27 protein-coding genes are annotated in these 26,907 nt (G+C 44.0%); 9 read left to right on the forward strand and 18 right to left on the reverse strand.

Annotated elements, in window-relative coordinates; translation table 11 throughout:
- The first annotated feature begins 13 nt into the window (after window positions 1-13).
- Both ACO05V_RS03955 and ACO05V_RS03960 read left to right on the forward strand, forming a co-directional pair.
- On the forward strand, window positions 14-2,236 hold the full coding sequence (locus ACO05V_RS03955) for a PepSY domain-containing protein (RefSeq protein WP_421847725.1): 2,223 nt from the start codon (window positions 14-16) through the stop codon (window positions 2,234-2,236).
- A 269-nt stretch (window positions 2,237-2,505) separates the two neighbouring features.
- On the forward strand, window positions 2,506-3,795 hold the full coding sequence (locus ACO05V_RS03960; protein WP_421847727.1) for a sensor domain-containing phosphodiesterase: 1,290 nt from the start codon (window positions 2,506-2,508) through the stop codon (window positions 3,793-3,795).
- 125 nt (window positions 3,796-3,920) lie between these two features.
- Here ACO05V_RS03960 and ykgO read toward each other — a convergent pair whose 3' ends face one another.
- The 7 genes from ykgO to ACO05V_RS03995 all read right to left on the reverse strand — a co-directional run bounded on the left by ykgO (window position 3,921) and on the right by ACO05V_RS03995 (window position 9,141).
- Entirely contained in the window at window positions 3,921-4,064 is a 144-nt protein-coding gene (gene ykgO / locus ACO05V_RS03965; protein WP_421847729.1) for a type B 50S ribosomal protein L36, read from the reverse strand.
- The gene (locus ACO05V_RS03970; protein ID WP_421847731.1) at window positions 4,064-4,327 is read right to left on the reverse strand and encodes a type B 50S ribosomal protein L31; all 264 of its coding nucleotides are present in this window, start codon (window positions 4,325-4,327) and stop codon (window positions 4,064-4,066) included. The genes ykgO and ACO05V_RS03970 overlap by 1 nt, the downstream gene beginning before the upstream one ends.
- A 163-nt stretch (window positions 4,328-4,490) precedes the next feature.
- Entirely contained in the window at window positions 4,491-5,180 is a 690-nt protein-coding gene (locus tag ACO05V_RS03975; RefSeq protein WP_421847733.1) for an aspartate/glutamate racemase family protein, read from the reverse strand.
- Complete coding sequence (locus ACO05V_RS03980; protein ID WP_421847735.1) at window positions 5,170-5,859, reverse strand: 3-hydroxyacyl-CoA dehydrogenase NAD-binding domain-containing protein; 690 nt, start codon at window positions 5,857-5,859, stop codon at window positions 5,170-5,172. Before ACO05V_RS03980 ends, ACO05V_RS03975 begins: the two co-directional genes overlap by 11 nt.
- Window positions 5,789-6,112: a 3-hydroxyacyl-CoA dehydrogenase NAD-binding domain-containing protein gene (locus tag ACO05V_RS03985; protein WP_421847737.1), complete on the reverse strand. Its 324-nt coding sequence runs from the start codon at window positions 6,110-6,112 to the stop codon at window positions 5,789-5,791. Before ACO05V_RS03985 ends, ACO05V_RS03980 begins: the two co-directional genes overlap by 71 nt.
- A gap of 162 nt (window positions 6,113-6,274) precedes the next feature.
- Window positions 6,275-8,278, reverse strand: a complete 2,004-nt coding sequence (locus ACO05V_RS03990) for an oleate hydratase (protein ID WP_421847739.1) — start codon at window positions 8,276-8,278, stop codon at window positions 6,275-6,277.
- 155 nt (window positions 8,279-8,433) lie between these two features.
- Window positions 8,434-9,141 (reverse strand): DUF1223 domain-containing protein, encoded by a 708-nt coding sequence (locus ACO05V_RS03995; RefSeq protein WP_421847741.1) that lies wholly within the window; start codon window positions 9,139-9,141, stop codon window positions 8,434-8,436.
- 320 nt (window positions 9,142-9,461) lie between these two features.
- Between ACO05V_RS03995 and ACO05V_RS04000 the strand changes: the two genes are divergently transcribed.
- From ACO05V_RS04000 to ACO05V_RS04010, 3 genes are read left to right on the forward strand one after another with little or no spacing between them, the layout of a single operon-like run.
- Window positions 9,462-9,761 carry an antibiotic biosynthesis monooxygenase family protein gene (locus ACO05V_RS04000; RefSeq protein WP_421847743.1) on the forward strand — a complete coding sequence of 100 codons (300 nt, stop codon included), beginning with the start codon at window positions 9,462-9,464 and terminating at the stop codon, window positions 9,759-9,761.
- Between the two features lie 19 nt (window positions 9,762-9,780).
- Entirely contained in the window at window positions 9,781-10,170 is a 390-nt protein-coding gene (locus ACO05V_RS04005) for an amino acid-binding protein (protein ID WP_421847745.1), read from the forward strand.
- Window positions 10,152-10,880 carry an ArsR/SmtB family transcription factor gene (locus ACO05V_RS04010; RefSeq protein ID WP_421847747.1) on the forward strand — a complete coding sequence of 243 codons (729 nt, stop codon included), beginning with the start codon at window positions 10,152-10,154 and terminating at the stop codon, window positions 10,878-10,880. Before ACO05V_RS04005 ends, ACO05V_RS04010 begins: the two co-directional genes overlap by 19 nt.
- Window positions 10,881-10,969: 89 nt before the next feature.
- Here the strand turns inward: ACO05V_RS04010 and ACO05V_RS04015 are convergent, their stop codons facing one another.
- Window positions 10,970-12,112, reverse strand: coding sequence for a hypothetical protein (locus tag ACO05V_RS04015; protein WP_421847749.1), 1,143 nt, complete (start codon window positions 12,110-12,112; stop codon window positions 10,970-10,972).
- A 279-nt stretch (window positions 12,113-12,391) separates the two neighbouring features.
- On the opposite strand from ACO05V_RS04015, the gene ACO05V_RS04020 reads away from it, so the two are divergent.
- The gene (locus ACO05V_RS04020) at window positions 12,392-12,844 is read left to right on the forward strand and encodes a PA2169 family four-helix-bundle protein (RefSeq protein ID WP_421847751.1); all 453 of its coding nucleotides are present in this window, start codon (window positions 12,392-12,394) and stop codon (window positions 12,842-12,844) included.
- Window positions 12,845-13,104: 260 nt separating this feature from the next.
- Window positions 13,105-15,093, forward strand: a complete 1,989-nt coding sequence (locus ACO05V_RS04025) for a BCCT family transporter (protein WP_421847753.1) — start codon at window positions 13,105-13,107, stop codon at window positions 15,091-15,093.
- A 262-nt stretch (window positions 15,094-15,355) separates the two neighbouring features.
- Here ACO05V_RS04025 and ACO05V_RS04030 read toward each other — a convergent pair whose 3' ends face one another.
- The 9 genes from ACO05V_RS04030 to ACO05V_RS04070 form a co-directional block, all read right to left on the reverse strand.
- Complete coding sequence (locus ACO05V_RS04030) at window positions 15,356-16,003, reverse strand: hypothetical protein (protein ID WP_421847755.1); 648 nt, start codon at window positions 16,001-16,003, stop codon at window positions 15,356-15,358.
- Window positions 16,004-16,112: 109 nt separating this feature from the next.
- On the reverse strand, window positions 16,113-16,691 hold the full coding sequence (locus tag ACO05V_RS04035) for a hypothetical protein (RefSeq protein ID WP_421847757.1): 579 nt from the start codon (window positions 16,689-16,691) through the stop codon (window positions 16,113-16,115).
- Window positions 16,692-16,736: 45 nt separating this feature from the next.
- Window positions 16,737-18,398 carry a diacylglycerol kinase family protein gene (locus ACO05V_RS04040; protein ID WP_421847759.1) on the reverse strand — a complete coding sequence of 554 codons (1,662 nt, stop codon included), beginning with the start codon at window positions 18,396-18,398 and terminating at the stop codon, window positions 16,737-16,739.
- A gap of 136 nt (window positions 18,399-18,534) precedes the next feature.
- Complete coding sequence (locus ACO05V_RS04045) at window positions 18,535-20,463, reverse strand: B12-binding domain-containing radical SAM protein (RefSeq protein ID WP_421847761.1); 1,929 nt, start codon at window positions 20,461-20,463, stop codon at window positions 18,535-18,537.
- 95 nt (window positions 20,464-20,558) lie between these two features.
- On the reverse strand, window positions 20,559-21,236 hold the full coding sequence (mtgA, locus tag ACO05V_RS04050) for a monofunctional biosynthetic peptidoglycan transglycosylase (protein ID WP_421847763.1): 678 nt from the start codon (window positions 21,234-21,236) through the stop codon (window positions 20,559-20,561).
- Window positions 21,237-21,533 (reverse strand): helix-turn-helix transcriptional regulator, encoded by a 297-nt coding sequence (locus ACO05V_RS04055; RefSeq protein ID WP_421847765.1) that lies wholly within the window; start codon window positions 21,531-21,533, stop codon window positions 21,237-21,239.
- Window positions 21,530-22,855 (reverse strand): type II toxin-antitoxin system HipA family toxin, encoded by a 1,326-nt coding sequence (locus tag ACO05V_RS04060; protein WP_421847767.1) that lies wholly within the window; start codon window positions 22,853-22,855, stop codon window positions 21,530-21,532. Before ACO05V_RS04060 ends, ACO05V_RS04055 begins: the two co-directional genes overlap by 4 nt.
- A 158-nt stretch (window positions 22,856-23,013) precedes the next feature.
- Complete coding sequence (locus ACO05V_RS04065; protein WP_421847769.1) at window positions 23,014-23,169, reverse strand: DUF2256 domain-containing protein; 156 nt, start codon at window positions 23,167-23,169, stop codon at window positions 23,014-23,016.
- A gap of 55 nt (window positions 23,170-23,224) precedes the next feature.
- Window positions 23,225-23,821, reverse strand: coding sequence for a hypothetical protein (locus ACO05V_RS04070; protein WP_421847771.1), 597 nt, complete (start codon window positions 23,819-23,821; stop codon window positions 23,225-23,227).
- 269 nt (window positions 23,822-24,090) lie between these two features.
- Here ACO05V_RS04070 and ACO05V_RS04075 point away from each other — a divergent pair, with 269 nt between their 5' ends.
- Window positions 24,091-24,978 carry a DMT family transporter gene (locus tag ACO05V_RS04075; RefSeq protein ID WP_421847773.1) on the forward strand — a complete coding sequence of 296 codons (888 nt, stop codon included), beginning with the start codon at window positions 24,091-24,093 and terminating at the stop codon, window positions 24,976-24,978.
- Between the two features lie 272 nt (window positions 24,979-25,250).
- Window positions 25,251-25,607: an NYN domain-containing protein gene (locus ACO05V_RS04080; RefSeq protein ID WP_421847775.1), complete on the forward strand. Its 357-nt coding sequence runs from the start codon at window positions 25,251-25,253 to the stop codon at window positions 25,605-25,607.
- 6 nt (window positions 25,608-25,613) lie between these two features.
- Here ACO05V_RS04080 and ACO05V_RS04085 read toward each other — a convergent pair whose 3' ends face one another.
- Window positions 25,614-26,474 (reverse strand): DUF6624 domain-containing protein, encoded by an 861-nt coding sequence (locus ACO05V_RS04085; RefSeq protein WP_421847777.1) that lies wholly within the window; start codon window positions 26,472-26,474, stop codon window positions 25,614-25,616.
- Between the last annotated feature and the right edge of the window lie 433 nt (window positions 26,475-26,907).

Raw genomic sequence — 26,907 nt, forward strand, 5'->3', positions numbered from 1 at the left:
CGGAGTGAAGGTTATGTTACGCAAGTTGCACGGATTACCTAGTTTGGCGGTGGTGTTGTTTGTTATGACGCTGGCTTGTACTGGCGCGGTATTGTCTTTGATGCCGACGTTGCATCGAGCGGCGGCGGTGGTTCCTGCTGTAGGCGAGGTAAGCGTTGCAACGCTAGCGCAACATGTGAAGGCGCATTTTCCACAAGCAGAACGCATCGAGCGAGATCTTTCCGGCGAGGTCATTGTTCATTATCAACAAAACGACGCATCTCGTGCCGATTTAGTGAATCCGTTAACAGGCAAAAGCATCGCGCCGTATCAGCCTTCCGCTGTTATGGTTTGGGTAAAAGATTTGCATCGTTCTTTTTTATTGGGTGACACCGGCCGAATTATGGCTGGTGTGACCGCTGGCTTTATGGTGTTGATCTGTCTTTCTGGAACCTTTTTATTAGTACGCCGCATTGGTGGTTGGAAAGCCTTAGTCAAACCTTTTAAAGGCAAGGGCGGTAAACGTATTCATTCGGAGTTAGCGCGCTTCGCGGTACTTGGCTTGCTGCTTTCTTCTTTAACTGGCGCCTATATGTCGACAATGCGTTTTGGTGTTTTTACCGATCATACTTATGTTGATGTGACGTTTCCTGATGCTGTCTCTGGTGGTCAACCGGCTCCCGTTGCGTCGTTATCTGCGTTAACAAAAATCGACCTTACTGACATGCGAGAGTTGATATTCCCTGTTCCAGACGATAGCGAAGACGCTTATTCCGTTACGACACGTCATGGCGCTGGTTTTGTTGATCAATCAACTGGACAATGGCTTTCTTTTGAGTCTTTGCCTGAAAGCGGTGCGCTGCAACAGTGGGTGACGAAATTACACACTGGCGAAGGTTTGTGGTGGTTAGGGCTTATTCTAGGTGCCTCAGCGTTGACTGTGCCTGTGTTGTCTTATACTGGCACCAAGTCTTGGTGGTTGCGTCGTCGTTCGGCCATAGCTCAAGCTAATAACCAGATCCACAAAGTGGAAATTGATCAAGCGGATACCATTATTCTGGTTGGATCTGAAGGCAATACTACGTGGGGATTTGCCCGAGATCTGCAAGCCAATCTCAGTAAAGCGGGTTGTAAAGTGTATTGCGCTGAGATGAATGCATTGGCTGAACATTACCCACAAGCTAAGCGACTGTTTATTTTAACCTCGACTTATGGCAATGGCGATGCGCCGTCTTCTGCCCATCAGTTTTTGGCGAAACTGGCCACTTTTCAGACGGGTCAAACGCTGCAATTTGCCGTATTAGGTTTTGGCGATCAGCAGTTTCCACAATTTTGTCAGTATGCGTTGAATGTGGACTCAGCTCTGCAAAACAAAGACATAGCTCGCCTGCATTCGGTCGGTTTGATCAATCGTGGTTCCACCGCGCAATTCCGTGAATGGGGCAATCGAATTACCGAGGCGACTGGCATTCCATTGACGTTAACTCATAATCTCCAGCCGACTCCGACCGTCAAACTGACGCTGATAGATCGTGAAGATTATGGAATAGAAGGCTTGGCGGCCACGAGTATTTTTCGTTTTCGCGCTGCGGGCACGGATTCGTTGCCCCTTTTTGAAGCGGGCGATTTACTGGGAGTTGTTCCGCCGGGAGACGAGGTAGCGCGTTTTTATTCCTTAGCATCGTCCACAACCGATGGTGTGTTGGAAATTTGCGTACGCAAACAGTTACATGGCGTTTGCTCTGGTTATTTGCATGGTTTAAAACTCGGAGACGGCATTGAAGGTTTTATCCGTCAAAATCCTGAGTTTCGCCCTGCGGTCGGTAGTCATCCGGTGATTCTAATTGGCGCAGGTGCTGGAATCGGACCCTTGGCGGGCTTTATTCGTAAAAATACTCAGCGCAATCCGATGTTCCTTTACTGGGGCGGACGCAGTGAAGAAGCGGATTTTCTTTATCAGCCAGATCTTGGTCGTTACCTTGACGATAATCGTTTGACGGGATTACAAACGGCTTTCTCGCAGGCAAAAGATCAAGTCTCAGGTCAAATAACTGAAAAAAATTATGTGCAAGACAAGCTATTACAAGATCAAAACGCGGTGCGACAAATGTTAGAGCAAGGTGCGCAGATTCTGGTCTGCGGTGGCCGAGACATGTCCGCTGGCGTCACTCAGGCGATGAACGACATTCTTAAACCATTGCAAATTAATGTCGATGCATTAAAAGCTCAAGGTCGATATTTGGAGGACGTTTATTAGCCATTATCGGGTGAAGCTTTTCCTTGTGGTCTCCCCATCTCAATTTTCAAAAAATTACAAAATATCGGACTGAGCGGCGTTTCTGGACTGATTTGCTTACTTAAGCCTGCAATTGCTTACAGAAATAAATAAAGAAAAAACCTCTGACTCAAATAGTTACGCAAGTGCATCGAAATTGCCGATAAAAAGTAGCACTTCCTTTGATAGACTTTATTGATGTTCAGGTATGAGAATGCCGGATTTAAAACATGGTGTCTCAGAGGTGACAAATGAGTGATATGAAAGTGCTAAAAATACAGTCTGATGTTGATTTATTGTCAGCGATTTTTAGTATGCAAGATGAAGGGCGCATCGAAGAAGACTTACTGACTGCGTCGCTCAACCAAGATTTAGACAATTTGGTTCAAACCATCCGTCAGTACCTAGGAATGGATGTTGCTTTTTTATCTCGATTTCATCATGACCAGCGAGAAATGTTGCATCTAGATAAGAACGACAGATGCGGTACGATTTTAAAAAAAGGCCATACAGACCACAGCAACGCCACATATTGTCGAATGATTGCTGATGAAAAACTGCCTAATATCATTCCAGATACGTCAAAAAATAGCATCACTAAAAACTTAGCGATGACAAAGATGTTGGACATCGGCAGTTATATTGGTGTGCCGATTTACCTTTCCGATAATAAAATTTACGGCACATTATGTTGTTTCAGTGCGCAAGCCAATGATGACTTATCGAGTAAAGACTTATCAATTTTGATCTTATTTGCGAAGTTTGCCGCACGTAACATAGAAAAAGATCTGCAAGCTAGCAAAATACAGCAGGCCGCAAGAGACGATATTTTCGACATCATCAATAACAAACAACTCACTATTTTTTTTCAACCGATTTATGACTTTAAAAGAAAGTGCATTAAAGGTTTTGAATGCTTGGCGCGCTTTCAAACCGAGCCATATCGTTCGCCTGATTATTGGTTTAATCAAGCGAATGTTTCTGGTGTTGGCGAAGCCTTGGAATTGTTTGCTATTGAAGAAGCACTCAGTCTGTTGCCCGATATTCCTGAGCGATATTACATAACACTCAATGTTTCTCCTAAGCATCTTGCTTCGCCTTATCTACAATCCATGTTAGATAAAGCGCCTTTGCATCGCATCATTTTAGAAGTGACTGAGCGAGAGGCTATTTCAGATTACAACGTATTTCGAAGCGCGATTGAACCGTTTCGAAAACGCGGTATGCGACTTGCCGTCGATGATGCTGGAGCGGGTTTTGCAAGTTTCCAGCATATATTGGAACTACAAGCGGACATCATTAAATTAGACCGAAGCTTGATCGCTAATATCAATTCAGATCATCGAAAAAGAGCCTTGGTCGCTGCATTAATTGGCTTCGCCAAGGAAACCAAAAGCAATGTACTTGGCGAAGGCGTAGAAACTTTGGCCGAGCTAGAAGTACTGCAAGAGCTAGGCGCTCAAAAAATACAAGGATACTTCTTCTGCCATCCGTTGCCGCTGAATGAGGTATTGGATTTTTGCAATAAGCAGTCAGTTTAAAGAGGTAGCAATAAAAAGCGATTGATTGTCGTTTGATTCTTTCTATTGCTACAGGGCTTGAGCTTATTTTTGGGTGGGTTAAATCTTTAGGCTGTTTATGAAAAACATCAACCTCATCTTTGAGTTTATTTTTTCTTTCCACCTCGGCCTTGAACGGCCTTAAAGCGAGGGTTGGATTTGCAAATGACAAAAACACGTCCGCGGCGCTTTACCACTTGGCAGTCCTTGTGACGTAATTTCGCACTTTTTAATGATGAAAGAACCTGCATTATTTATTTCCTTTCGCTGAACGTGTGCCATAGCGACGTCTGAAGTTTTGTACTCGCCCTTCTAGTTGAGATTCTCTTTGCTTGCCCGTATAGAAAGGATGGGAGGCTGAAGATATTTCAATGGTTCTATATGGGTAAGTTTTACCGTCTTGCCAATCAATAGTTTGATTGGTTTCTAATGTTGAACCAATTAAAAAATATTGATCGGCGCTGGTGTCATGAAAAACTACGGTGCGATAGTTCGGATGAATGTTATTTCGCATTGATTGTGCTCCTATTTAGGCAATGTTATAACGTAACATAAATGATAATAGTTATCATTTATGTGTATTGCAAGTCATAGCAATAAGAGCAGGCGAGTGTTGTTTAAGTTTGTCGTAGAGAAAAGTGTAATACGCCCAAAAGTGGGCGCATCAAATCAGAAGACTATTTCAGCAAAGCTCGTATGGCTTTGACGGCGCTTTCCGGCGTGGTTAATACCGGAATGTCCAATCGCTCTCGAATACCGGGAGCCGCTTTGGCTAGGGAAAACTGTCCTAACACCAGAACGTCAATATTTTTTAGCTGAGAGCTGGCTTCTGCAGCAAGTCGGTTGTGGGTGTCAGCGTCACCGCTTTTTAGCGCCGCAAGGGCACCTTCAACCAAAATTGGCTCAATGCTAATGACCTTACCTTGCTCTTTCGCCATAGTTTCTAGTTCGGCTTTTAGAGCCGGCAAAGAAGGGCCAAAAGTGACCATCAGGCCAATGCGTTCGCCCATTTGAATGGCTTCTGCAAAAGCGGATTCATTTGGACGTAAAACGGGCATGTTTAACTGAGTTTTGACCGCATCAATGGCAGGGCCAAATGCTGAACAGGTGAACAAGATGGCGTCAGTTTTATCGGCTTTGCCTGTGGTGCGTGCGGCGTAATCTGCCAGTTCGCTAAAGCGTTGCATCATGTCGTTATCGAGTTTACCTGTCTCGGCTAAATCAATGGCCAGAGAAGTGTCGAGCAAGTCGAAACAAAAAGCGTCAGGCCACTCTTTCGCGAATGTTTCTCTGGCGGGAAGCACGGATTCTTCCAAGGCATGGATTAAAGCAATGCGTGGTTTCGTGGTTAAATGATTAGTGCTCATTGGTTGTCCCCCGAGCTTTGAGCATGGCAATTAAAATGGCATCTCGTTCTATTTCTAGCTCATTGATAGAGCGCCCTGCGGCTTCCTCGGTAATGCCTGTAATCAATTTATCACACACTTCAGGAGAAAGCGTTGGCGTTCCTAATGTTTCCCAGCGGCGAGCTTGGCTTGGGCCGAGGTGTTCTAAATAATGACGAATGCCACCTTGTCCGCCTCCTAAGTGATACACCATGTGGCTACCAACCGCCGACCAACGTAAGCCAGGTCCATTAACCAGTGCGGCGTCTACGGCGCTCACATCGGCAATGCCTTCCGCGACAATATTCACCGCTTCGCGCCACAACGCAGAAGACAAACGATTGGCAATATGACCCACCGCATCTTTGTTCATGCGTACAGGCACTCGGTCTAATTGACGGTAAAAAGCGTCCGCTTTGTTAAGAATCTCTGTGTCGATACCGAACAGTTCGACCAGTGGAATCAAGTGTGGTGGATTAAAAGGATGTGCCGTAATTAATCGCTTAGGGTTCTTCATGTCAGGCGATAAGTCTGACCAAGTTAATGCCGATGTACTGGAAGCGATAATAGCCCAATCTGGCGAATTTTCTTCAATTTCGGCGTAGATGTCGCGTTTTAACGGGATTTTCTCGGGGGGCGTTCTCTTGGATGAAATCCGCATTGGCGACAGCGCTGGCTAATGTTTCATGAATCGTTAGTTTTGCCGTGATGGCTTGTGCGTCGAGCATCGGTTTGCCTAGCACTTGACTCAGTTGTTCAAGCGGGCGTTGCAGGCGGTCTGCGTAGTAGGCTCTGACGCCAGGATCTGGATCCCAGGCATGAATATGAAAACCATGAGCAAGAAATAACGCGCCCCAGCTTTCTCCAATTAGGCCGCAGCCCAGAATACAGGTGTTTTTTATTGTTTTGGACATGGTATTCCCCAAGGTTGATTCTAACTTTATGCTGCAAAAAACGTACAGACAAGGATTAAGAATAATGTAGAGGGATACAAGTAAAGCACCAATACCCCAATTTGGGTGTATTGGTGCTGAGGTTTTTATGTTTTCCTTTTTAAGCGAAGTAACTCGTTGTTTCTATAGTTTTTTATTGCTGGATAGGCTGTCTCGCAATGTTTTAACCCAGTCACCGAATTTATGCATTACTGTGCTGCCTTTGCCGAGTAGCTCGTGCATTTCTTCTTCAAATCGAGATTGCTTGCTTTCTTCTGGCTCCGGTAGAGGTGGCAAAATATGCGCAAAGTAAGTTTTGTCGAGCAAGCGATGCAACAGACGTTCACCCATAAAAGGTTTGCCGCTGTTGAGTGCTCGGGCGCCTTTGATCAGGTTACGAATATCGTATTGAGTCGGGCTAATATCTGGTACTTGTTTAGGAATGTTTAGCAGTTTATAAACACCAATGCGAGCCGTACGAATGGACGCTTCCATGGTAAAGATAATGTCGTTACGAGTCTCTACAAACTGTCCAATCAAGCCTAAGTTTGTGCAGCCTTCTGGCACAGCATGAGGGCGATCACCCGCGGCGCGCGTCATAAATTGAGCGGTAATGTAAGGCATAAGCGCGAGGCGGATTTTGGTATTGGCAACAATCACATCGAGTTGATCTTCAATACCAAGGTGATAACAAAGTTCGGTGAGGATTTCTTTACCAGTACATTGCGCCATGGTTTTGTGGATGCGATTGCCTTGTTTATCCATCAATAAACCGTACACCCAAAGAACCAAGGTGTCGTCTGGTTGGTCTGGGAAGTGTGGCTGACGATTACAGGTGACACTCAACAGCCAGTTGGAATCGGTAATCGTGATGATTCCGCCCGTGACAGAACGACCAGAATACGGATCGTTCACGGACAAAGTTTTCAGCTTGTCGATAAGAGGAGAAGGTTTACAAGTCAGCGTGGCCGATTCCCAGATGGATTTATCCACATTGCCGTAGAATTTTTCTGGTTTGCCGAATACTGGCGATTTTTTTGCCAGATTTTTCCATAAGGTCCAGCCGCTTTTTTCGCCCGGATCGTGCTTGTCGCAAGCCAGCTCTGGAACGCTGTCCATATCGCCATAAGCGGTGTGTTCTGTCATTGATCCGGTTAGTGTAAAGACTAAATCGCCGAGTCCGACATGAATGTGTTTGGGTTCTTCTTTGCCTTCTCTGATGACAACTGCGCGAATACCAGTGACGGTTTTTTTATCGCCAGAGAAGTTGATATCAAGGTCTTCTACCCGGGTGCCAAATTGAAAGGTCACACCTTTCTTGCGTAGCATATCGGCGAGCGGTTTAATGAAAGTATCGTATTGATTATACTTAGGAAAAACCAGCGCCGACATATCGCCAAAGCCATCGATGGAATCTAGAAAACGATGCAAATACAGCTTGGTTTCCAACAAGCTGTGGCAATTTTTGAAGGCAAACATGGAGCGGAAAAGGAACCAAAAGTTTGTTTTTAAGAAACCTTCACTGAAGTAATCTTCAATACTGATATCGTCTAGTTCTTCCTTACGTTTTAGCATCAAACGAATCAGTTCCCATTGCTGGGATTTACTCAAGCCAAAATCTTTTGCATCCAACAATTCGCCGCATTTGTGCATTAAGCGAGCTTCGGAGTAATTGGGATCGTTGTCATTGATAAGGCGATATTCATCTAGAATGGAATAGCCTTCTGGCAGCTCGACCGCTGGCACATCTTGAAACAAATCCCACAGCGTGTCGTAGTTCCAATTCATCTCACGGCCACCGCGAATAATGTAACCCTCTTCGGGGTTGCCTGCGCCGTCCATAGAGCCACCTTCCACGTCCATTTCTTCCAAAATAATAATGTTTTCAGCTGGCATGTGCGCATCACGAAGCAGATAAAAAGCCGCGGCAAGGCCGCCGATACCTCCGCCTACAATCCACGCTTTACGGTTTTCAATTCCAGGTGTCGGCAAGGTGTTATGACGAGCATAAGGCGCAATAAAATCGTATGGAGGTAAAGTATTTAACGGCTGATGATGCCAGTAATCGTGAGTGCCATCGGGTTCATGCTCGAATCCCTCTGGGGCCGTTGTAGAGATAGTAAACTTCGAAATATCCTTATGACTCATGACATAGTCTCCTTTTTTGGATGCATTAGACGAAATGCTATGAGGTCATAGTGGCACAGATGAAGAGAGTGGGAATTGCGTTAAGTCAAACGAATGGGTTCTAGTCGAGAAACCGAACGACTAGAACCCTAAATGTGGTCAGCGAAAAGTTATATTTACAACAAATAGCCGCCGACAGATTGCAGCACGCGTTGTGACCCTTTGGGAGAGATCCAGATAACAAGAGCGGTTTGTTTTTGGCCGACATTTGGGCGTTCTGGCATGGCAATATGCCATTGAGATTGTCCAGGGATTTGAAAATGATTGAGCGCGACAAAGTCATGTTTTAGAGTGCGGTTATTATTTTCCCCCGCGCTCACTTTGCTCTCTAAGCCCATTCCTAAATACGCGACATGAAGAATGGTATCTTCTTTCTTGAGCCCTGAAAATGAGACGTTTAGCAGATCTTTATCTAATGTGGCAGTAAGTTCACCTGCCTTCACAGAGGACGGTTCAATGATACGATCACCGTGAAACCATTGCTGCCATTCTTCACTATTAACAACAAACTCTGGTGTATACATTTGACTGATGCGGCCCTCTACCGCGTATTGACGCTGGCGTTGGGTAAATTCTGCCGTGGCGAATCTATCCTTCCAGCCAATGTAATCCCAGTAATCCACATGAAAAGCGACGGGAATATAGTCTTTAAAGAGTTTTGGATCACTTTTTAGTGACGTTAGCCAATGGTCGGCAGGTGGGCAACTACTGCATCCTTCTGAAGAGAAAAGCTCTACCAGTTCCGTACGCGTTGATCCGCTCTGAAAGGTCTGAGCATGACTAATGAAAGGAATGATAAACAACAAAATGAGCAGGTGACGCATGATATTTTCTCGACAAGTAAATTGTGGTGGTGTTGATTGGAGCGCTCATAAAATAAATAGTTCCATTGATCTAAGTCCTGAGTCGTTAGCTACCTTGGAGATGTTAGTGATATAAGCGTTAAACCGTTTTCAGTATCTAACTGTCACTAATGAACCAAAAGAATCACCAGCACGAAGACGATAAAAATCCCCCCGTACTGCCCTCGACCCATTTCATGTGTCGCTCAAGTCCCTTTAATAATACTTCGGTCATGGACGAAGTAACCTTTTTCAAAGTCGATATAGTTTTACCTTCTGTTTAATTTTTGATGGGAAAGCTAATGATTGCTGTAATCTTTGAAGCAAATGCAATTGCAGAAAAACAAGCTCGCTACTTTCAACTAGCAGAAGAGCTCAAACCGTTGTTGGCTGATATTGAAGGTTTTATTTCTATAGAACGCTTTCAGAGCTTAGCCAATCCTGAAAAATTCATGTCGCTGTCTTGGTGGGAAAATGAGGGTTCGATCCGCCGTTGGAAGGAAAATAGTATGCATAGGTTGGCTCAAGCAGAGGGGCAAGCGTCTATTTTTTCTTCTTATCGAATACGTATAGCGCAAGTAACCAAAGATTATTCATTATAAACCTAAGGGAGATTTATCGATGTTTGATATTCATGTTATTTTAAAAAATGTGCCTGGCGAGTTAGCGACTTTAGGTAAGACTCTGGGTCAAAATGGTGTTGGTTTAGAGGGCGGTGGTGTTTTTACTGTTAATGATCAAAGTCATGCTCACTTTCTTGTCGAAGAGGGGGAGAAAGCCAAAGAAGTGTTAGAGCTAGAAGGACTAGAAGTAGAAGGTGTGTATACCCCTTTGATAAGAAGGTTAAACCAAGATCGCCCAGGAGAGCTTGGGGAAATTGCTGCAATATTGGCTGAAAACGGTATTAATATCATTACTCAATATAGCGATCATGCAAATCGTTTGATTCTTGTTACGGATCATGTGAGTTTGGCAGAGAAGGTGACTCATCAATGGCAAGTCGTCCCTTAATAAAATCTACACAAAGTATAGAAAATGATAGTGATAGTGATGGTGAGCTTGAAAATTCTATAGCAGCCTTAGCTACCGTCATGTCAGATGTTTCTAGGGTAAAAATACTGTGTGCTTTAATGGATGGTCGTGCATGGACAGCGACAGAGCTTAGCGTTGTTGCTGATATTGCATCATCTACAACAAGTGCGCATTTATCACGCCTCTTAAAAGAAGGTTTTATTGTCTGTGTCGCGCAAGGGCGACACCGTTATTACAGGCTTAGCGGGCCTGAAACAGCCGAACTGATTGAGATGTTAATGGGAGTCTCTTGGAAACAAGTCAAACAGTTTGAAAGTAAAACGCCTATAGCATTAAGAAAAGCGAGAACTTGTTACGACCACTTAGCTGGTGAAATCGCCGTAGATATCTACGAATTTATGCTCATCAATAAGTGGATTGATATTGAAGGACAAAACTTAACCGTTCAAGGTAAACGGGAGTTTGAGCAGCTCGGCATCATATTGGACGAAAAAATCACACGGAAAAAGTGCTGCGCTTGTTTAGATTGGAGTGAAAGGAAGTACCATCTAGGAGGTTATGCAGGCGCGGCGCTTTTTACTTACTTTGAACGTAAAGGCTGGGTTAGTCGAGTAAACGGCTTTAGAGAAGTACTAGTGAGCAGCCATGGGGAACAAGCGTTCAAGGCATTGTTCAACATCGAGGTATAAAAAGTAACTTAAACAATGGCTCAACCAAGACGATGTGTCTGTCTACATCGTCTTGGTTGAATGTTGTTCGTTAGCGATCTTTTATCATTTTAGAAAGGGACGTGAAACTGGCTTTCATAGCGTTCCTCAAGATAGGGTTTTAACTTGGCTATGCTAGTAACGTAGGTGATAAACTCTTTTAATGATAGGGTGTCTTGTTGTAATTCTTGGATATGATCGTTAATAGCTTTTTGCGATGCCTTTGCAGTTTTACAATGAAAGCGAGAGTATATGGCGGCGGCAATCGGGCCTGCTTTGAAAAGAATGTCGTCTTTTTGGTCTCGTAATTGTTCAAACTGACGTTGCAGTACCTTGGTGGCATTATCTAAATCGACATCACCGAGAGAAAGTAACGGGCTCTCGCCAACATGCTCTGCATACATGGTGAAAATCGTGCCAATGTCACCATTATCACGGGCGTCTGTTAACTGACTTACTAACTTGTTTTTTGCTTTACGACGATCTTCATCTTGCTCTAAATCTGGGTGTAACTGACGTAAGATTTTACGGAAAAGTTTATTCAATGCGCCCGTTTTCATGAGTTTATCGAGTTCTTTTTCCTCATGCTGTTGCCTATCATGTTCGGCTTTTTGTTTACGAAAAAACTCATTAAAAGTATCTTCTGTTGTGTTTTTTCCATCGTCGGCTTCATTCTGGAGAAACTCTGCAAATAAAGACTCAAACATGTCTTCCATAAAGGGTTCGTCGTCTTCTAAATCATCATAACCTTCTAGATCATCGTCTTCTAAATCATCTTCATCTTCTATGCCTAGCTCGTCTTCCTGCCAGATTTGTTCGACCTCTTCTGCAATCTCTGGGTTTATACTTACAATGGCTTCTCTGCATAGCATGCCAAGATTGTCTAGATCTAAATGACTGGTAAAAGGCGATGAACGAAGAAATTGATAATGTTCCATAAACCATTCTATTAACGTTTCACGCTGCCAATTACTGAGAGATTTACGCTGGTAAAACACTAAAAATTGTTCGCAAACAGCATACAGTACGGAAGCATAATCCTGCTCAGGAGCTTGCAATTGCTCCATGGTTGATTCTGTGAAATGGGTCATTTGTTCTTGTAGCTGTTGATTTTTTTTGCGCTGATTAATGATCCGTTGCCACGCCTTATTAAAACGACTTTCAGGTGTGTCTTGTTGGTCTTTTTTCGTGGTTTTGGAAGTGGTGACTTTCATTGAATTAGGCCCAGATAAAATGATAAATCCCGATGCTAACATAAGTTAAAAGCAGGCAAAATTGCTTTAATGCCGTACGTCATCGGCTTTTAGTTTGTTCACGACATAATTATGATACCTAAGTTAAATGCTATTAGATTTTATACTTTGCAGTAAATATGCAGCCTAAGTGCATCTCCTGAAATGCGGTTGTTTTTAATCCGGCCATCACTAAGTATGTATGTAAGAACACGAAATAAAAGAAACGCTAACTAGGAGCTACTTAGCTTAGGAGGAAAGATGCAAAACCAAACTGCACATGCCCACCACATTACAGACATTATTAAAGTCATGAACGGCGGTATTGAATTCTACCAAGAAGCGAAAACCAAATTAGACGACACGACTTATAATGCTTTTTTTGAGCGCATGATAGGTGCTAAATCAGAAGCCGTTGCAGAGCTTCAGCCATTCGCGGTTGATCAGCAAGGCGAAGTAGAAACAGATACAGATAACATGGTGAAAGCGCGTCAGTCTTATACTAAGTTAATATCAAAAATCACCAGCGAACCAGCCACCTTTACTTATGTCGACCAGCTAGAAGAAGTGGAAGATAAAGTACTCGAAGAACTTGATCTCGCACTAGAAAGGAACCAAACACAAGACTGCGAAGTCACGCTGCGTCGCGTTAAAGTCAGAATGAAAGAGTGCCATGACGAAATGAAAGCACTGCAAGTAGCGGCTCAGCATTAATCAGTTGCACTTTAAGTGAGTAAGGTCTTATTTTGTTGATTGGCGCCAATTATTCAAAGCAAGATTAAGGTAAAAACTAACAAACATAGACGTTAAATACAGCTTTAATTCAAAAGCCAGCATTGACAGATTAGGGGTCAATGCTGGCTTTTTTGTGCCTATTTAACAGGCATATTTATCGCACCTAATGTTTAGACGTCTAATCATTTATTGCTTTTATTGTCAGCTTTTGTCAGAGTATACATAGAGGAGGAGCCTTTATGACCAATTCACAAAAGACGGCAACGGGTGCAATTTTGCTACCTGTATTTATTCCAACCGTTATCGTTACCCTGTTTCTTATCGTCGGAACCCTAAGTAATCCAGAGTTTGCAGGAGAAGTGTTTCAAAGCGCGCTAGCTTGGGTGACCCAGACTTTTGGCTGGTTTTATATGCTGGCCACTGCGATTTTCCTCGTATTTCTTGTTTGTATCGGATTCAGTAGCTGGGGCAATATTCGCTTAGGGCCGGACCACGGAGATCCGGAATACAGTTTTCCTGCTTGGTTTGCGATGCTCTTTTCCGCAGGCTACGGGATTGCCTTATTGTTTTTTGGTGTGGCTGAGCCTGTCTTACACTTTTCTCAACCGCCTAATGCCACCGCAGAAACCATTGGTGCGGCCCGTGAGGCCATGCAAATTGCCTACTTCCATTGGGGCTTACATATTTGGGGTATTTACGGCCTGATGGGGTTGGTGTTGGCCTATTTTGCGTTTCGTCATGGTTTGCCCTTGGCGGTGCGTTCGGCGCTTTATCCTCTAATTGGTGATCGTATCTATGGTCCTATTGGTCATATTGTCGATGTGTTTGCCATTCTCGGTACCTTGTTTGGTTTGGCGACCACACTTGGTTTATCGGTAACACAAATCAATGCTGGCTTACATTACCTTTGGGAAGACATACCGATTAATACCACGGTGCAAATCACCGCTATTGGTTTAATCACACTCGCTGCGATTGGCTCTGTGGTTGCGGGTATGGATAAAGGTGTGAAAAACCTGTCGATTTTGAATATGGGCTTGGCTGTATTTATCATGGTCATCGTGTTTTTTGTTGGCCCAAGTATTCATATTCTTGATGCCTTCGTACAAAACACTGGCTCTTATCTGAGTAACATCGTAGAGCGTACGTTTAATTTGCAAGCTTATACACAAAGTGACTGGATCGGTAATTGGACCTTGTTTATCTTCGCATGGACCATCGCTTGGGCACCATTTGTGGGTTTATTTATTGCTAAAATTAGCCGTGGTCGAACTATTCGTCAGTTTATATTTGGCGTGCTTGCGGTTCCGACCTTATTTACCTTCCTATGGTTCGCTATCTTTGGCGATACTGCGCTGTATTTGATTATGGAGCAGGGTAAAGATGTCTTGATTGGCGAAGTACAGGCTGATCATTCGGTGGCACTATTTCAGTTCTATGATTTGTTACCTTGGTCTACTTTTTTATCGGTGATCACTGTCTTTTTGATTATCACCTTCTTTGTTACCTCATCGGATTCGGGTTCCTTAGTGGTCGATTCGTTGGCGTCTGGCGGTGCATTAGAAACGCCAGTTTGGCAGCGAGTCTTTTGGGCGTCTCTTGAAGGTATTATTGCTGCTACCTTATTGCTGGCTGGTGGGTTAGGTGCCTTGCAGACTATGAGTATTCTGGCGGCATTGCCTTTTGCCATCATTATGTTGGTCGCGGCGCTTGGTTTGTGGCGAGCCTTGGTTATCGAAGGGCATCGTGGTGCCGCAGTGGAAGCCGCAGCGACACCGGGACGAGCCTTTAGTAATGAAGGCAGCTGGCGTAAACGTTTAAGCACTCTGTTTAAATTCCCTGGTGAAGCCAAGGTGACACACTTTATTAAAGATGTGGTGGAACCGGCGATGGAAGAAGTACAAAAAGAGCTAGCAACTCATGGGTGGAAAGCCAATATCACCCGAGAGGAAAATGGCGTGACGTTCCAGCTAGAGCGTGACGAAAAATTGGACTTCTATTACCAAGTCGTGGCGACAGAGCATGAAATACCAGAGGCGCACAGTGAGAACTCCAAATACGATACGCATTGGCAAGCGGATGTGTATATTCGCAATGGTGCTCTGGGTTATGAACTCTATGGCTGCAGCCAAGATGAAGTCATTCGAGATTTGATTGACCAGCTAGAACAGTACTTCAACTTCGTTGATGCCGCTCCTGGGCAATTGCCTTGGAATACGGTTTCATAGACATAGATTCAGTAAAAAAGAGCTAGCTAAAAAAGCCAGCATTGACTCAACAAGAGTGAATGCTGGCTTTTTATTACAGCACCTTAAGTTTCGCAAGCTGAATGTATGATTAATTACCGAGGCTTAGTAGACTTATTCGCACCTTCCCTAGACAGTTGCCTTTGAGTAGGACGGTGTTTGATGAAGCATAACTAAAAAATTGGCTCCCATTTTTCTAACTCATGAGTGACCGCTCATTGATGACCAATCGCTTTGTAATGCTTTACTTCACAAATCTCAGGATACCGTCAACATCCATAATAGCGGGTTCTGGTCTTTTTAATATTGGAGTGGCGTTATAAACATCTAATTGTGAGAGCGTCGACTTATCTACAATGTTTCTTAGGTAAGGAAACCTTTTAACCAGCTGTTTTATGTTGCTTTTAAAAGTGTCTATTTTCTCGCCGAAGTTGCCATAAATGTAAATGAGAGTGTCGTTATCGAATTTTTTGGTCTCTTCATTAAATTGAATCTCACTTTTAGACAGTTCATTCATAAAGTTTTTGGTTGAAAGATAAAATAAATGTAATTCCATATTAAATTCAAGAAACGGATGCATTCTGAGTAGTAGTTCTTGATTAGATCTTCCCATGATTTTTTCGAAATTTTTTTCACCACTGTATTCTACTAGTTGGTTTATTTCTTGGTTGGTGGCTTGAGTGGTGTAGAAAATATACAGCATATCGTTATTAATATTATCTTTTATACTAAGAGGAAAATTAGCTAGTTTTATTTTGACTTTTTTTTCTAGCGTTCTTAGTGATAACTTGAAGTGGTTTTTATTTTGGGGGTCATCTAAGAAATAGTTAAGAGATTTGATTCTGGACCTGCCTGAAGGCAATAAAGTGTCTGGTTCTAAATAGAGCGTCATGTCATTGACATCGTTGGTTAAAATATGAAATGGACTAATAGACGCCTCGATTTCTGATTTCTTTAGATCGTACCGCTTTATTGTATTATCTATCTTGTTATAAGCCGCTTCACGAGATTGTATTATCTATCTTGTTATAAGCCGCTTCACGAGATTTTATTATCTGATCTGTTTTCTCTCTTTCTTCTTCTCTAAGAATCTCTATATTGTAATAAACCGTTATATCTCTTCCTCTGGGGCCGTCATATGTTTTAGCCGTATAGCCTAATGATTTGATAAAGGGTTCTGCGATTATAGCAAGCACTATAGATAAGAGTAATCCAATTAGTGCAAGGTTATCGAATGCTTTCTTGTTTTCGGTAAGACTATCTTCTTTGATTTCAGTAATAGTTGTTTTTTCGTTTGCTGTACGACGGTTTTTCCTGATTAAGAGGATTTCTGTCATAATCAAATCGAGCATTGTTATTAAAAGTAATGGCTGAAGAATAATGAAAAGAGAGCCTAAGCCAGAAAAAGATCGCAAACTGAAAAGATAAAAAAGCCCTGCTAAATCAAATAAAGGTAAGCCAAATATCCAAATGTAATAAGTGAAAATTCTCCTAAGGGTGATTTTTTCCACAATAGGTTTTCTTACTTTAGGTTTGCGCTCTTTACTTCTTAAATGCCTTTGTTTCCTTCGACTTTTCATTTAATTCCATATTGTAATTATCAATTTTTAATGTTTATTGGCTGCCTAGTGAGCAATCACCGACTCCGGCACGATCACACTTAAGGATTTAGGTCTGACGACGACTTCTAGTTTGTTTGCTTCGCGTTCTTCACCATCTACCACATAACAACCAACTTGGCTGATATCTACTGTGACGCGCTGTGCTGAACGATGGAAGATGCCATTGTTGCCTTCAGGACTATTGTTGTCTTCTGGTAAATCACTGTCTTCATTTCTGTCACCCATGCCGAGCATGGCTAACTCCGCCAAGTTTAATATCTGCATGCGCTCTGGATCCAACCAAGTTAAATCCAGCTCGCCGTCCATAATATTAGGCACACCTTTGCCTTGTGCTAATAAAGTGGTGATAGGTGCGGCATTCGCAATGGTCAAGCTTGGTGTCTTGATGGTAAACGGCTCCTCATCGTTGAGCTGCACAGTAAACTCATGGACGTCGTTTTGACCTATGGCTTCCCATAAGCCTTTCAAGTAAGCGAGCTGACCACTGGTGTTCTTTTTACTGCGGTCGGCTTTTTCAATCATTTGTTGTTCAAAGCCAACACCAGCCAGTAATAGCATTAATTCGCCATTACAGGTTGCGGTGTCTATTCGCTGCTCGCAGCCGTCGATCAGATTCAAGCAAATCGTTTCTAATGGGGCGATTTTCGACATGGTGCCGCACAATACATGACTTAACGCATTGGCGGTACCAAATGGAATAATACCCAGCTTAATATTGGTGCCCACCATTGCGGCAGCAACCTCAGTTACCGTGCCGTCGCCGCCACAGGCAATAATCATATCTGGCGAAGCTTTGACAGCCTCTTTGGCTAGATCAGTACCGTTTATTTCTGGTGTGGTGGTTTTTACCGTGACATCAAAATAGGCGGATAAGTAACGCAAGATCAGGTCTTGCTGTTCTTCCCATTGGCGCGTGCCAGACACAGGATTGGCGATTAACCAAGCTGAGTTATGAACGACTAACAACTTATTATCCAAGGCGCGTTTCAAATACTTAAACTGGCGCTTATTTAAACGAGCTGTTTGGCGGATTTCACGGATTTTATCCATTATCTCACTGGGTGATGATTTAGGATTCTGGCTTAGTAAATACGCCGCCATCATAAACACCGAGCGGCCACGACCTAAGGCACAATGCACAACCACCGAGCGTCCCGTTTTACGATGTGTATGAATCCAATTTAGCGCGCGATGTATTTGCGTATCGGAAGGAACGGAATGATCAAGAATCGGAACGTTTAAATAATCCACATCGGCTTGATGAGCCACCCAATTTAAAGAGCTGAACTCGGCTGTCACATCTAAAACGGCACTGATATTCTCGCTTTTAATCGCATGAATATCGGAAGGAAATAAACGTCTCGCAAGGTATAAACCGTCGTCTATTTTTTGTAACGCTGGAACAGAATCTGTGCTTCTCGCCCAGCTGTTATAAAGTTGCGTACTCCACAAAAACGGCATAAATACCCAGCGAATATAAACGGGTACCGTACCATCGGAGCGTTTACGAAAAATGGTGGGTTTATTAAGAAGGTAGGCAAGACTGACAGTAAAAAAAGACAGGGCAAACCATGCCCAAGCTAGCTGAAAGTAGACATTGCTGGTCATAACAACCAACAAAACCAAAACAGCAGAGACCAATAAATAATAGTTTGGTTTAAACAATACAACTCTCCTAGAGTTCAGCCATAGCCTAAACAGATTAACACACCCCCTTTTTAAATAAAGGCAGGAAAAAGTGATGATGCAGTAAAAGATGAGGACAAATAAGCGTTTTCTCTTATGAGTTCAATAGCTATGTTTAGCTACTAACAATCAAATCGTTCAAGGCTTTTGAAATCAAATCTTTTTTCACTAAGGTGCGTTTAACCGGTTTATCAAACCAAAAGTCCATTGGCTGATCAAAGCCGATACCGTGCATGTAGTTGTAGAGCGCTTTACGCAGTTCGTCGCCCAACATGTCATGATCTGTGCCTGTCGGATCGGTGAAATCCACGTCGTTTTCGGCGAATAAAATGTTTGGGCGTTCAGCGAGCGTGATGCCGTATTTTTCCGGGTTAATACCAATTGGGCTGTGTGCCGTGGCCGCAAATCTGTGCCAGAAGGCAGATTGAAAACAGCTTTGCGCCATCATCTGACGCACCATTTCCAGCGCATCAATGGTTTCTTGCTCGGTTTGTGTTGGGAAGCCATACATCAAATAAGAATGCACCAGAATATCTGCATCACTGAAGGCTTTAGTCACGCGAGCCACTTGCTCGACGCTCACGCCTTTTTTCATTAGTTTTAGCAATCGGTCGGATGCCACTTCAAGACCGCCGCTGACGGCGATACAACCAGAATCCGCCAATAACTGACAGCGCTCTGGTGTGAAGGTTTTTTCAAAACGAATATTGCCCCACCAACTGATCACTACGCCCCGTTCGATTAGGCGTCGTGCTAAGGCAAACAAGGCTTTTGGTGGTGCGGCTTCATCGACAAAATGGAAACCCGTCTGGCCAGTTTCTGCGATCAATTCTTCAATACGATCTACCAGAATATCGGCACCTGCCGCATCGTAGCGGTCGATATAATCGAGTGTCACATCGCAAAAGCTACATTTGCGCCAGTAACAACCATGGGCAATGGTCAGCTTGTTCCAGCGGCCATCGCTCCAGATGCGGTGCATAGGGTTGAGCATTTCACACAAGGACAAGTATTCCGTTAAAGGCAAACCATCATAAATCGGCGTGCCTACATCGGTTTGGGGAATATCGTGCAGCTCGGCGTTTTCATTGTAGTGAACGTATGACTCGCCATTATCGTCTTCTGCGAGAAAGTAAGTGCGCACTAACTCATCTATCTCACGCTTGCCGTCAAAGAATTCCAGCAAGGTCATAAAAGGGCGCTCGCCATCGTCTAGACAGATAAAGTCGACAAACTCAAACACACGCGGATCTTTTAGCGCACGCAGCTCGGTATTAATAAAACCACCACCCAGCACGATTGGTAGATCAGGATTAATGGCTTTACAGGTTTGCGCAATACGCAGAGCCCCAAGCATATTGCCGGGGAAAGGCACAGTTAGCGCCACCACGCTGGGTTGGGTTTCTTCCAGATATTGCTCGACCAATTGCTCTAGGATTTCAGAGCTAAAACTCGGCTCGCCCATCAGCGTGTTGTAGAGATCGTCAAAGCTTGGGTTCGCCGCCGCCAAACGTTCGCCATAACGACTGACTTCAAAATATGGGTCAACGCCTTGCGTGATGACCGCAGACAAATCATTGATAAACAGGGTCGCTAAATACTTGGCTTTGTCTTGCACACCAAGCTGACCAAAAGCGGTTTTTAGAATATCACCTGACACAGCTTCCATCTGTTCGATGGCATCAAACGCAGGGCCTTCAGGTAAGAAACGACGAGAAGTAATACGCAGGGCAAGGCTGGAATCTTTACCTTGTAAAAAACGAATCACAGGTTCAACGCAAAGGCGATAACGATCGAACTCCGCCAAAAAGGTAAAGATGGCATCAGGCAATTCGTCGTCTTCAAATGACTCGAAGTTCTCTTCCACATGCTGACGGATAATATCCAACGCGGGCGCCGTCATCATTTCAAGAAAAAGCTCAATGGCAGGGTCGCGCTGCACCGCCTCATAGCCCCGAGAGCGCAAAAAACCAGTCAAATACGCCGTCGCTGGATACGGCGTATTCAGTTGCGTCATGGGTGGGGTCATCAGAAGAATGGTCATAGCTTGCCTTTAAGTAAAACCTAATCGGAATAAGGCGGATTCTAGCATTTAAAGAAGAGTAGAACCCTTAAAAAATAGTGTGCTAATAGCGTTTTCTATTCCAGAATAGGCTTTAAATAGTCAGGACCAAGTTGCTGCATTTGCCTTTCAACCCAGTTCACTCTTTGACGAAGGTAATAGGTTAAAGCGTTCGGATTTCGAGTGCGTGGGCTTGGCAGCATTATCGCCAATCGTGCGGCTTGGTTCATGGTGAGTTTGCTGGCGGATCGGCCAAAATAATGCTGGCTCGCGGCTTCGACACCGTAAATGCCTTTGCCAAATTCCGCTATGTTTAAATACACTTCGAGAATGCGTTTCTTACCCCAAAGTGCTTCAAGTCCTACAGCCAAACCCGCTTCTAGACCTTTGCGAACAAAGCTACGACCTGACCAAAGAAAAAGGTTCTTCGCGGTTTGTTGGGTAATCGTACTCGCACCACGAAGACCGTCGCCATCGTCGTGTTGGCTTAGCGCCTTACTGATGGCGGCAAAATCGACACCGAAGTGTTCAGGAAAGCGCTGATCTTCGGAACCAACCACTGCCAGCGGCATGTAAGGCGGCAGCTTATCAATGCTGATCCAGTTTTGAGTCACCGGATAAGGGCTTTGCAACATAAACGCTGTTGTCGGTGGCGGTACAAAGCGAAATACTAATAAAACGACAACGAGAAACAGCAAAAAACGCCATACAACAAACCAAATCCTGCCGAAAATACCTTGTTTACGCTTTGCCATTCATTGTCTCTTAATATGCTTCGCTACATGAGGGTGAATTGGCGTTAGTCCAGATTTCATTCCTAATGGCTTGAATACCTTGTCGATAATGCTTTGTACTTGGCTGCCTTTGTCTTGCTCGATATCCGTTAATGTGCGACGACTGACTCCAACTAACTCAGCATAACGAGTTTGGGAAAAACCAAGTACCTCTTTGCGAAGACGTTTTAACATTTGCCCTTGGGTGATTTCACCTAAAAGATGTTTTTGTAAAAGTGCTACGAGTAAAGCTTGGCGTTGTTCAGCTGTCATGCTCATAAAAGTCCCCAACGTGTTAGTTTTGCTTCTAACCATTTAACTTGAATAACCTCTAAGATACGTTCAGGTACACCTCTCGCTTCTAAACGTTGCCGCAAGCCAACAAGTTTGCTTGCGGTTTGTTTTAACGCTGACAAAGATGTTTCACACGGGCATAAATTGCCAAGCTCTTCAGTAATGGCTTGCCAACGGTACTCTCCGCCTTCTTCAAATGGTGATCCCCATTTCGTGGTTCTGGTGACGCCTTCAGGATCTACTTTCATTGGCGCAAAGTCATAAATAGGTGATAACCAGATATCGTTAGGTTTTTTAAGAAGAGCGGTATTACGACCATGGTTATCAGAGTTGCCGAAAGCGATATTGAGCAAATCGCGGCTTAGCCATTCGCATACAAAACGTGCAGTATCAAACTCTTTTGATCGTCTTTGCAGCAAAGCACACACACAGTGTATTACATCAAAATGATTAAGGTAGCTTCCAGCAGGTTTGTTTAGCACAGAAAAAATAGATTCCAAACCGTAGCGATCCCAATAGTGTTCATTCCAATGAGTATCAAATCTAGGCAACCAAAGAGAAGGGTATCGGCTACCCTCAAGCAGCTTCATTTTATCTGTGCTGATCGTATTAAATCCCATGGCTGTCAGTTCATGATAAAAGTGGTATTCCGCTCGCAAAATATCACAGTCATCTTGTGTTTTTCGGCCACGGGGGAACTTCACTAGATAATGGGCATCAGCAATATCGTGTTGCTCTTGAAAGGTATCAATCCAAATTTTCTCTTGCTCTGAGCAACGTAATAACAGTTTCGGTGCTTCGCCACCGGCTCCCGTCGCGCCACCACTAATAGCTCCCATTTCTTGAGCATATTCCAGAAAGCTGGAGTCACGTTCGACCACATCATCTAAACTAAATTTGCGAAGATGAAGAGTAGAACCAGATGGCAAGCTAGGGAGAGACTCTTTCACTCTCAAATTACCAACTGGTGCGATAGTACCTTTTTCTAACAAGGCAGAATCTTGCTCGCCGACAGACAGAGATTGAAGTTCCCAGAAGTCGATTAAATAACGGCGAGCAGCGCCAGCGGGAACAATGTCCTCTAAAAAACCAAACCAACGATCGGCTTCATGCTCAATCATAATCTGCACTGGTAGCGCCAAGCTGCAAGCATGCTCATCATTGCGATCTAAGCACTCGACGGAATATTCAAACTCATACCCAAGACGGCTTGAGCTAGCAGCCCCTTTCTCAGGGCTGGCTAGCTTCAATGTAGCGATATCATGCCACTGTTGTTGAATTAGAGCTTGGAGAGTGAGCGTTTTCATAGAATACCTATATGTGCATAATTTTGCTCATTATAGTCACTAAAAGTAGATTTTGAGAAACTTATTGCTCAAAAATATCTTGCATCGTGATTTATGAGCATAAATTTGCTCATTTTTGCTTTGGTTTTTAGTCGAGGTATCCGTTTTCTCAAGGAAATCTAAGTTTCACGCATTGATTTATTCCCCTGGCGTTTGCAGCGTTCAGAGCAGTATTTCACCTGCGGCCAATCCCGTTCCCATTTCTTACGCCATGCAAATGGACGCTGGCAGACGGGACAAATTTTTTCGGGTAAATGCGGTTTTTTATGAGTCATAGCTGTATATACGTAAACAACTATGACTTAGGATCAACGGATATGACCGATCAGATTAGGAGGCTTGATGAGACAGCACACCGCGACGTAGCTGCAGGATAACGAGCAAAACCAAAGCTCCTACTGCCAAGCAGAATGGAAACAGTACCGTGGTAACCGAGTAGGCTTCGAGCGCCGCAACGGAACACACATTACGTAAGATTATAAGAATAAAGAAAACACGGCTTTCTTCAAAGGGACGATGGTAAGCTTTGCGGAAGGTTGGTCCAAAACCTACCATATCGACTGTGGTCAGAATCACGACAGTCCACAAGGGATCGTTAGTCATGTACCACAGCGGCAACGACGTTAAAGCAACGAGCAAAAAGCCCCAATCTAACTTGGTGATAGTGGCATCGCCACGCTTTATATACGCCAAGAAAGCAATGAGAATCGTAATAACCCCTGATAACCCAATAGGCCATGCGCCCATACCGCCCTCGGCTTCCAGTTGAGCAAAGAAAATGATGGTGGTGGTTATGCCCCAAATTACCCACGAAAACACGTGAGGTTTTACTTGGCCGCGTAAGATCAGTGCAATGTAAGGCACAAAGCCAATGATAGCTAAAAGAATGGCGATGCCACTAAAAGTAAGCTTGATATTAAAATCCATCTGCCTGCCTAGCTCCAACCGTCATAGTAAAACTTATTCTACCGACTTCATTATTAAACAGACGGACAAAACACGTCAGATTTGCACTGAAACAGGTCGTTTAAGGTAAATCGGTTAGATGTAAATAGTACTCGATAGAGTACGCATAGCAACCCAGTCCGATGTAGCGTTGGGAATGAAGCCGACGCCTAGATATTCAATGTTATTAAGATGCTCTACAATCCGAACACTACCAATTATTAAACGAACGATGAAAGGCGAATAACCAAATGAGTCCATTGGAAATGGAAGCGCAGCGCATCTTAGTGGGAAAAGGTGTGCTGTTATGTTTAGCGGCGATGTTGGTATTCGCGTCACAAGATGCCGTGACGAAAATCCTCGTGCAGGATATGTCCGTGGCGCAAGTGGTATTAGTGCGCTATTGGGTATTTGCCTTGTTTGCCATCGTTTGGGTGTCACGCACCAGCACCATTCGCCATGCATTACGCTCGGTTCGTCCTAAGTTACAAGTATTGCGCTCCTTATTATCCATCGCTGAGATTGCGATTTTTAATCTAGCTCTGCGTCACCTTGGCTTGGCAGAATCCCATTCGTTGATGGCGGCGTTCCCATTGATGGCGATTGCCTTGGCGGCACCCATTCTAGGGGAACGGGTAAGCATGAAATCGTGGTTAGCGGTTTGTGTCGGCTTTGCCGGAACGCTCGTTATCCTTCGGCCTGGGCTGGACGTTTTTAAACCTGAGTCATTGATACCATTAACTGCAGCCCTGTGCTTTGCCTGTTACCACATCGTGACTCGTCAGGTGAGTTCAGCGGGTGATGGTTTTCATACCAACATACTCTATATGGCGTTGATCGGCTTAGTGTGTGCAACCCTCTTTGGTGTGACGGCATGGCGTGAACCGAGCACACAGGAATGGTTTTTATTGGCCGTGATCTCTATTATGAGTGTCGCCGCGCAGCTTTTGCTAGTAAAAGCCCTAGAGTATGCGCCAGCCTCGGTATTACAACCGTTCAACTACAGCTTACTGGTGTTTGCTACCATTATTGGTTTTTTAGTATTTAGCGAACTACCAGACAGATGGACCATTCTAGGAGCGGGCATCGTCATTGCCAGTGGACTGTACGTCATCTACTTACAGCGTACTCGCGAATAGTTTTGATCTGATCCTTAACTCTTAATAATATAGATATAGCAATGTAAACTTTACTTGGCTATATTATGAGCACAACTTATCCTTCTTCCACGCGTGGCGACATACAGACCCCTGGAGTTGGACGAATAAGCCGGCCTCGTGCCGGTTTTTTCACATCTGGGCCTTGGAAGGTGCAAATAAACAATGGATATGGACAGTCCTTACCTCTCTTCTTTTTCCTTTGGTATTCGACTCACCAGTCATCATGACCTCCAAGTAATTGGACTGAAAATATGAAAACGAGAGTTTACATCGATGGTTACAACTTCTACTTTGGTTGCTTAAAAGGTACGCCATATAAATGGTTGGATCCTGTTTCTCTTATTGAAACCTTACTGGTACGTTCTGGCGCTCCCGAATCCATTCTAGATGAACTGGCAGTTAAGTTTTTTACCGCTGAAATAACTGAACGCGCAGCATCGGATAGCAGCTCTTTGAAGGATCAACGAGCTTATCATCTTGCGTTGTATAATCACCGCCAAGGTAGATTGCAGACCATAAAGGCCAACTACTCAGTTGATAAAACCAAATTGCCGAAGAGTTGCAGTCAGATAGAAAGTTATCTGACTGCAATGGCGCGCATAGGCTAATGGCTGCTACGCAGCAATATAGCCGCCTTCTAATGCCCATTTGCGTATTAGTGCCTGCCACTCATCTTTGGTGTATTGATAAGCTTTACGCTGACGAATCATATCAGCCCATTCTTCATTGGCTTTGTTTAAATTCATCAAACCGACTTGCGCGCGTCTCTTGTTTAGGTTCTTTGGGTCAACGACATTGTCGCTGTATTCCACCCGTTCACTGTGCTCATTGAAGTCATTGAATGCGCCAAAGATGGATGGTTGATAAGAGAGCGTTAACCAACGATCAATCGAGACTGCGTAATACCCTCCATAGCACTCGCCTAAAGGCAAAGCCTCACGCATTAATTCAGCACTTCGATATTGAAATTGGCTGTTCTTCAAGCAGTTAATGCCTAACCAGTAACACGCCTCCATCCCTTCTCGTCCTACGATTTGAGGGCCGACCCATCCGTATTTGTCATAGATCGCTTCGAGCATCTCGACGGACTCTTCATTAAAATCATTTAAGCGGTCGAACCAGCCAGCTTTTTTAGGTGAATAACGGCGCATCATAGCGATACGCATAGCATTGCGTCGAGTTAACTGCTCAGCTAGAGCTGGGTCATAGTCGGCACTTGGTTGAGTGGATTTTTGAATGAATAATTTCAAGCGGCGCCAACTGGCAAAGCCATACTGTCGAGCAGTGACTCTTTGTGCATCTAAAATAGAGAAGGGTTGCAATAAGACTTGCTCAGGTTGCAAATTTTGAAAAGAAGTATCGAAATGACTGATCAGCTCAACGACACTTGGATCGCCTGCGCGATGTTTGGACCGCAAAGCACGTGCGGCACGATGTAGATATTCAATGCTGGGATTATTTGGCAAGATTTTCATTTAAGCTCTCCTACATAGGTTGCACTTAACTCGCGAAAGCACAGAAAGCTAAAATGTCGTATAGAAGGGTGGAGCATTACAGGTAAGGTTAACCTTTTTCCGCGAGTCGGATGCGCCCTGAAGCACTGTGTGTGATTCTAAAAACTTCCAGTACGGGTTGCAAGGAAAATAGATTTTTTTAAAGTGCGTAAAGTGGGGCTGATGAAAATAACGCATGACCTCTATATCCAATTGAGTCGCCAGCAAAAAGGTCGCGCTAAACGATACCAAGCATTATTCAAAGTTCAGGTATCAGATAAGGAACTAGGTGGAGTACGCACAGCCACCCAGTCCGATATGGTACTGGGGAATGACATATTTAAAGAAGGGATTGAAATGCTAATAGGCAGGCGAGTGACGCCAAGGAAACGCGGTAGGAAGCCAAGTCAGAAAG

The organism is Marinomonas sp. (genome assembly GCF_965225885.1).
Lineage (GTDB): Bacteria > Pseudomonadota > Gammaproteobacteria > Pseudomonadales > Marinomonadaceae > Marinomonas.

Excerpts from the sequence above, each read along its gene's own strand:
- ACO05V_RS03955 (WP_421847725.1), top strand. The coding sequence starts at position 14 with ATGTTACGCAAGTTGCACGGATTACCTAGTTTGGCGGTGGTGTTGTTT.
- ACO05V_RS03960 (WP_421847727.1), top strand. The coding sequence starts at position 2,506 with ATGAGTGATATGAAAGTGCTAAAAATACAGTCTGATGTTGATTTATTG.
- ykgO (WP_421847729.1), bottom strand. The coding sequence starts at position 4,064 with ATGCAGGTTCTTTCATCATTAAAAAGTGCGAAATTACGTCACAAGGAC.
- ACO05V_RS03970 (WP_421847731.1), bottom strand. The coding sequence starts at position 4,327 with ATGCGAAATAACATTCATCCGAACTATCGCACCGTAGTTTTTCATGAC.
- ACO05V_RS03975 (WP_421847733.1), bottom strand. The coding sequence starts at position 5,180 with ATGAGCACTAATCATTTAACCACGAAACCACGCATTGCTTTAATCCAT.
- ACO05V_RS03980 (WP_421847735.1), bottom strand. The coding sequence starts at position 5,859 with ATGCGGATTTCATCCAAGAGAACGCCCCCCGAGAAAATCCCGTTAAAA.
- ACO05V_RS03985 (WP_421847737.1), bottom strand. The coding sequence starts at position 6,112 with ATGTCCAAAACAATAAAAAACACCTGTATTCTGGGCTGCGGCCTAATT.
- ACO05V_RS03990 (WP_421847739.1), bottom strand. The coding sequence starts at position 8,278 with ATGAGTCATAAGGATATTTCGAAGTTTACTATCTCTACAACGGCCCCA.
- ACO05V_RS03995 (WP_421847741.1), bottom strand. The coding sequence starts at position 9,141 with ATGCGTCACCTGCTCATTTTGTTGTTTATCATTCCTTTCATTAGTCAT.
- ACO05V_RS04000 (WP_421847743.1), top strand. The coding sequence starts at position 9,462 with ATGATTGCTGTAATCTTTGAAGCAAATGCAATTGCAGAAAAACAAGCT.
- ACO05V_RS04005 (WP_421847745.1), top strand. The coding sequence starts at position 9,781 with ATGTTTGATATTCATGTTATTTTAAAAAATGTGCCTGGCGAGTTAGCG.
- ACO05V_RS04010 (WP_421847747.1), top strand. The coding sequence starts at position 10,152 with ATGGCAAGTCGTCCCTTAATAAAATCTACACAAAGTATAGAAAATGAT.
- ACO05V_RS04015 (WP_421847749.1), bottom strand. The coding sequence starts at position 12,112 with ATGAAAGTCACCACTTCCAAAACCACGAAAAAAGACCAACAAGACACA.
- ACO05V_RS04020 (WP_421847751.1), top strand. The coding sequence starts at position 12,392 with ATGCAAAACCAAACTGCACATGCCCACCACATTACAGACATTATTAAA.
- ACO05V_RS04025 (WP_421847753.1), top strand. The coding sequence starts at position 13,105 with ATGACCAATTCACAAAAGACGGCAACGGGTGCAATTTTGCTACCTGTA.
- ACO05V_RS04030 (WP_421847755.1), bottom strand. The coding sequence starts at position 16,003 with ATGACGCTCTATTTAGAACCAGACACTTTATTGCCTTCAGGCAGGTCC.
- ACO05V_RS04035 (WP_421847757.1), bottom strand. The coding sequence starts at position 16,691 with ATGAAAAGTCGAAGGAAACAAAGGCATTTAAGAAGTAAAGAGCGCAAA.
- ACO05V_RS04045 (WP_421847761.1), bottom strand. The coding sequence starts at position 20,463 with ATGACCATTCTTCTGATGACCCCACCCATGACGCAACTGAATACGCCG.
- mtgA (WP_421847763.1), bottom strand. The coding sequence starts at position 21,236 with ATGGCAAAGCGTAAACAAGGTATTTTCGGCAGGATTTGGTTTGTTGTA.
- ACO05V_RS04055 (WP_421847765.1), bottom strand. The coding sequence starts at position 21,533 with ATGAGCATGACAGCTGAACAACGCCAAGCTTTACTCGTAGCACTTTTA.
- ACO05V_RS04060 (WP_421847767.1), bottom strand. The coding sequence starts at position 22,855 with ATGAAAACGCTCACTCTCCAAGCTCTAATTCAACAACAGTGGCATGAT.
- ACO05V_RS04065 (WP_421847769.1), bottom strand. The coding sequence starts at position 23,169 with ATGACTCATAAAAAACCGCATTTACCCGAAAAAATTTGTCCCGTCTGC.
- ACO05V_RS04070 (WP_421847771.1), bottom strand. The coding sequence starts at position 23,821 with ATGGATTTTAATATCAAGCTTACTTTTAGTGGCATCGCCATTCTTTTA.
- ACO05V_RS04075 (WP_421847773.1), top strand. The coding sequence starts at position 24,091 with ATGAGTCCATTGGAAATGGAAGCGCAGCGCATCTTAGTGGGAAAAGGT.
- ACO05V_RS04080 (WP_421847775.1), top strand. The coding sequence starts at position 25,251 with ATGAAAACGAGAGTTTACATCGATGGTTACAACTTCTACTTTGGTTGC.
- ACO05V_RS04085 (WP_421847777.1), bottom strand. The coding sequence starts at position 26,474 with ATGAAAATCTTGCCAAATAATCCCAGCATTGAATATCTACATCGTGCC.